This is a genomic window from Microbacterium sp., from assembly GCF_035277845.1.
Lineage (GTDB): Bacteria > Actinomycetota > Actinomycetes > Actinomycetales > Microbacteriaceae > Microbacterium.
In genome coordinates this window covers 1-4349 of sequence record NZ_DATEJS010000053.1, presented here as the reverse complement: position 1 = coordinate 4349, position 4349 = coordinate 1, and the positions used below count along the sequence as shown (strand labels likewise).

Below are 4349 nucleotides of genomic sequence, written 5' to 3'. Positions count from 1 at the left end.
TACCGCGAGAAGGTGGGCAACAAGATGGAGTGGTACTCCACGGCGCACAGCCCGTTCGGCGCGGACATGGGTGCACCCCGCAACGGCGGATTCGGGTTCAACGTGTTCCTGCGCGACGGCGACACCGTGTACCGCACCTGGCACACGAACGGCCGAGGCGTCGAGCAGCTCGCGCACAACTTCGGGCTCGTCGACGTGCTGCCGTACGGCCGGCAGGAGGAGTGGCAGGACGTCCCGGACGGCTGGCCGCAGCATCCGACGTACGCACAGGGGATGACGTCGAAGGATGTCGCCGCGGCGTACGGCCCGGGCGGGAGTTGACGGAACGGGGCCGCGGCGGGGGACACGCGGCGCGGACGGCGGCACGCCGCGGGGCTCCCGGTAGCGTCGGGGGATGAGTGCCTTCCGGCGACCCAAGACCGCTGAGCGGCCCGCGACCCCGCAGCCGAACCCGATTCCCTCCGGACTTCGCACCGGGTCGGAGTACACGGCCCGCGTGGTCGTCATCCTGATCGGCGTCGGCGTCGTCGTGGCGCTCGCCGTGCGCCTGTCGGAGGTGACGATCCCGTTCCTCATCGGGCTCGTGCTGTCCGCGCTGCTCGTGCCGTTCTCCGCCGCCCTGCAGCGGCACCGATGGCCGAAATGGCTCGCCGTCATCACCGCCTGGATCGTGGTGTTCGCCGCGCTCGGGGTGCTGGCGACGATCGTGACCCTGCAGATCCGGTACGAGCTGCCGCACATCGACAGGCAGGTGCAGAAGACCATCGAGTCGGCCCGCGACCTGCTCGCCACGCAGCCGTTCGGCATCACCGAGGCGCAGCTCACCAAGTGGGTGTCCGACCTCACCGACTTCGTCCAGAGCCACGCCGGTCAGATCGGCACCGGCGTCGCGGCGGCGGGCCTCGGCCTCGTGCACACCCTCGAGGCGATCTTCATCATCATCTTCACGACGCTCTTCGCCCTCATCGACGGGCGCGGCATCTGGGTGTGGGTCACGCGCATCTTCCCGGTGGCCGCGCGCCCGCGCATCCTCGCCGCAGGCCACGCCGGGTGGCGGACGCTCACGAGCTTCATCCGCGTGCAGCTCGTCGTCGCCTCCGTCGACGCGATCGGCATCGGCGTCGGCGCGGCGATCCTCGGCGTTCCGCTGGCGATCCCGATCGCGGTCATCGTGTTCCTCGGCGCGTTCGTGCCGGTGGTGGGCGCGATCGTCGGCGGGGTGGTCGCGGTCGGCATCGCGCTGCTGTTCAACGGCTGGGTGCACGCGGTCATCATGCTGGCGATCGTGCTGCTCGTGCAGCAGGTCGAAAGCCACGTGCTGCATCCCCTGCTCACCGGCAGCGCGGTGAAGGTCCACCCGCTCGGCGTCGTGCTCGGGGTCGCGACGGGCGCCGCCGTCGGCGGGATCGCCGGCGCGTTCTTCGCGGTGCCGTTCATCGCGACGGCGAACGCGATGATCGTGGCGGCATACCGGATCGACCCCTACGAGGTGACCGGCGCCGGGCACGACCCCGACCCGCGCACGGCCGAGATCACGCTCAAGACGCGGTCTCGGTGACCCGCACCACCATCCGGTGCTGTTCGCGCACGCGCCCGCCGGCGTGGGTGAGTGCGAGCTCCACCGTCGCGGTCCCCGCCCGCCGCGCGTCGATCTGCAGCTCCCTCGGGTAGCTGCCCACCCCGGGCGAGTCCCCGGCCGGCGGCACGCCGACCGTGCGCACCTCCACGGCATCCGCATCGCCGGTGACCGTCGCCAGCCACCGGTAGCCCTGGCTGCCCGCGCCGGTGATCGGGGCGCGGAACTGCGCCCCGATCACCAGGTCGAGCTCAGAGGGCAGGGCCAACGACAACCCCGTCATGCCAGCCGGAGCCGTCGCGCCAGAAGTGCTGCATGTTGCCATCCTGCCGCCGCGCGACCACCTCGAGGTTGAACCCGAAGCTGCTCTGCACGAGCGTCAGCGCCTTGTCGATGCCCGTGCCGAACGTGGCGCTCGAGCGCCACACGCCACTGAGGTCCCGCCACCAGTGCTGCAGCGTCCCGTTCGTCAACGCCACGACCAGCTCGTAGTTGCCCGACGAGAACTCGTCGGTGCGCGCGTACTGACCCTCGATCATCACCGGGGCCCCGTGGCATCCGGCCGCGAACGTGGTCACGGCCGACCAGCCCCAGGTGCCGCCGTCGTCGCGGGTCCAGTGCTGCAGCTCGCCGTTGCGCAGCAGGCAGACGAGCTCGAGGTGACCGGTCGTCGTCTCGATGAGGCTGCCGCCCACCTCGGCGATCGGGTTGCCGAAGATCGGACGCGGGGGCGTGATGATGATCCCGTCCTTCGTCTCGGGCTCGGCGTCGGGCTGCGACTCCTCGTTCAGCGGCTCGGCGTGCACCACGATGGGCGGGTTGCCGAACACCGGACCGGGGTGCCAGCCGCCGCCGTCCCGCCACCAGTGCTGCATGTTGCCGTTGGAGAGCGCGGTGACCACCTCGAAGTTGCCGGGGCCGTAGTGGCTCTCCACGAAGCCCGGTGTGCCGACCGCGTTGGTGGGGCCGAAGGTCGCGCCGTCGTTCCAGGTGCCGCCCGTCTGGTCGAACCACCAGTGCCGCAGCCGGCTCGCGTTCGACCGGTAGATCATCTCGAAGTTGCGGTTGAAGGTGGTGCCGGTGGCGGTCGGTTCCGAGCCGGCGTCGTTCGCGAATCCGGATGCCTTCGCCCACGGCAGGCTGCCGTTCCCGTTGTCGCGCCACCAGTGCGCGATGCCGCCGCCCGGGTCGTGCACGAACAGCTCGAAGTTGTCGTGGTTGGCGCCGTCGCCGCTCTCGAACATGGCCCCGTTGTGGTTGAAGCGCTTGCTCCACGGGTCGGGGTTCATGCCGCGCAGGCCGTACATCGGGTTGGAGTCGATGCCGATCTGCCCGTAGCCGATCCACCCGTAGCCGTGGTCGCCCCAGTCGTCGCCGCCCGGCGTGCCGCCCCACGAGTTGCGGATGAGCCACGCCTGCTTGCCGTCGTCGTACCCGACCACGTCGACGACGTGGGTGCCGTTCGAGCTCTGGTTCGGGGCCGCCCGGTACACGGTCGAGATGTCGCTGTAGCCGTAGAAGTCGTCGTAGATGGTGATGGAGCTCGCGACCGTGGGACCGACCGCCCAGATCCAGTTCTTCATGTCGTCGGTGTTGCTGAGCGTCGTGAACGCCGGGACCTTCACCGTGCGGCCGCTGCGGTCGAACGTGGTCGTCGCGGTCGTGTGCTGCGTCGAGCCGGTGCCGCAGTTTGTCGGGCCCGGAATCCAGTAGCCGTCGTTGCGCGCCGCCGGGAACGGCCAGGGGATGCATCCCGGATCGGCCTGCCCGTTGTTCTTCGCCCAGTTGAGCGTGTTCACCGAGTCGCCGCACTGGCCGACCACGACGCTCAGGCCTTTGACCACGTCGCCTTCGGAGCGCGGCGCCCAGACGCAGTGCTCGATGCGCGTCATCGCCTCGATGATGCCGGTCGGCGCGAAGATCCAGCAGTGCTCCGAGTCGAACTGGTCGCGGGTGCGGGTGAAGGTGGGCCAGCCGTTGTGCGTGCGCCAGTCGACGGATGCCGGACGTGTGCCGCCCGCGCCGCCCGCCGCGGCGCCGGCCTCCGCGGCGCCGGCCTCTGCGCCGGCACCGGGCGACGTCGCCGCGACGAGGTGCCGGGCGCTCGGCTGGTCGGCGACGAGCTTGAGCACGTCGACGCGCCTGCTCGGATCGGCCGGCTTCGCTGTCGGCCCGCCGAGCAGCCGTCGCACCAGAGGGGTGTCGTCGGGGATGGAGGGCAGCACCTGCCACCCCAGATCGTTCTGCGCGATGAGCCTTCGCACGTCGCCGTATGTGGTGAGCCGCGGGCTCGGAGTCTCGGCCATGAGGGCCTCCCAGGTTCGGATGCCGTGGGCCCGGCATCGTCCAGTGAGAGGAGCGAGGCTCCCAGCACCCTGATACAGCCGCCGGATCCCCGGCGTGTCGGCGCCGGTCCGCTCTTCGCGCGCGCCGGCCCCTCACCCGTCGGGACGTTGTACAGGGGAAATCGACCGATTCGGGTTTGTAGAGCCCGTCACCGGCCGATCCACCCTGTGTTCGCGCCCGCGAGCCCGGCCGACCGTCCGCCGGCGGGCCAGCCGGGACCCGTGACCTTCAGCTGCCGAGGGCGGTGAGCAGTGCGGCGCCGTCCGGGGAGCCGAGGCCGGTGCAGGCATCCCACCCCGACTTCGCCGCGAAGGCGCCGTTGTTCCCGGACGTGATGTCGCGGAACCCCGCGGCCGTCGCCGAGGCCGATGCCCCCGCGTACAGCTTCGGCTGCAGCAGCCCGACCGGGCTGCCGGTCGACTGTACG

4 protein-coding genes and 1 pseudogene are annotated in these 4349 nt (G+C 71.0%); 2 read left to right on the top strand and 3 right to left on the bottom strand.

Features of this window, described 5'->3' with window-relative positions; all coding sequences use genetic code 11:
* Both VJR25_RS02005 and VJR25_RS02000 read left to right on the top strand, forming a co-directional pair.
* Positions 1 to 321, top strand: a 321-nt coding sequence (locus VJR25_RS02005; protein WP_324111986.1) for a DUF899 family protein, incomplete at its 5' end; no start/stop codon positions are given.
* Positions 322 to 394: 73 nt separating this feature from the next.
* Positions 395 to 1558, top strand: coding sequence for an AI-2E family transporter (locus VJR25_RS02000; RefSeq protein WP_324111984.1), 1164 nt, complete (start codon positions 395 to 397; stop codon positions 1556 to 1558).
* On the opposite strand, the gene VJR25_RS01995 is transcribed toward VJR25_RS02000, so the two are convergent.
* From VJR25_RS01995 to VJR25_RS01985, 3 genes and pseudogenes are all read right to left on the bottom strand, one after another.
* Positions 1539 to 1844, bottom strand: a complete 306-nt coding sequence (locus tag VJR25_RS01995; RefSeq protein WP_324111982.1) for a hypothetical protein — start codon at positions 1842 to 1844, stop codon at positions 1539 to 1541. The two genes, VJR25_RS02000 and VJR25_RS01995, sit on opposite strands and share 20 nt — an antisense overlap.
* Positions 1828 to 3882, bottom strand: coding sequence for a C1 family peptidase (locus VJR25_RS01990; protein WP_324111980.1), 2055 nt, complete (start codon positions 3880 to 3882; stop codon positions 1828 to 1830). Before VJR25_RS01990 ends, VJR25_RS01995 begins: the two co-directional genes overlap by 17 nt.
* A gap of 268 nt (positions 3883 to 4150) precedes the next feature.
* Positions 4151 to 4349: pseudogene (locus tag VJR25_RS01985) on the bottom strand (peptidase S53); the annotation flags it as partial.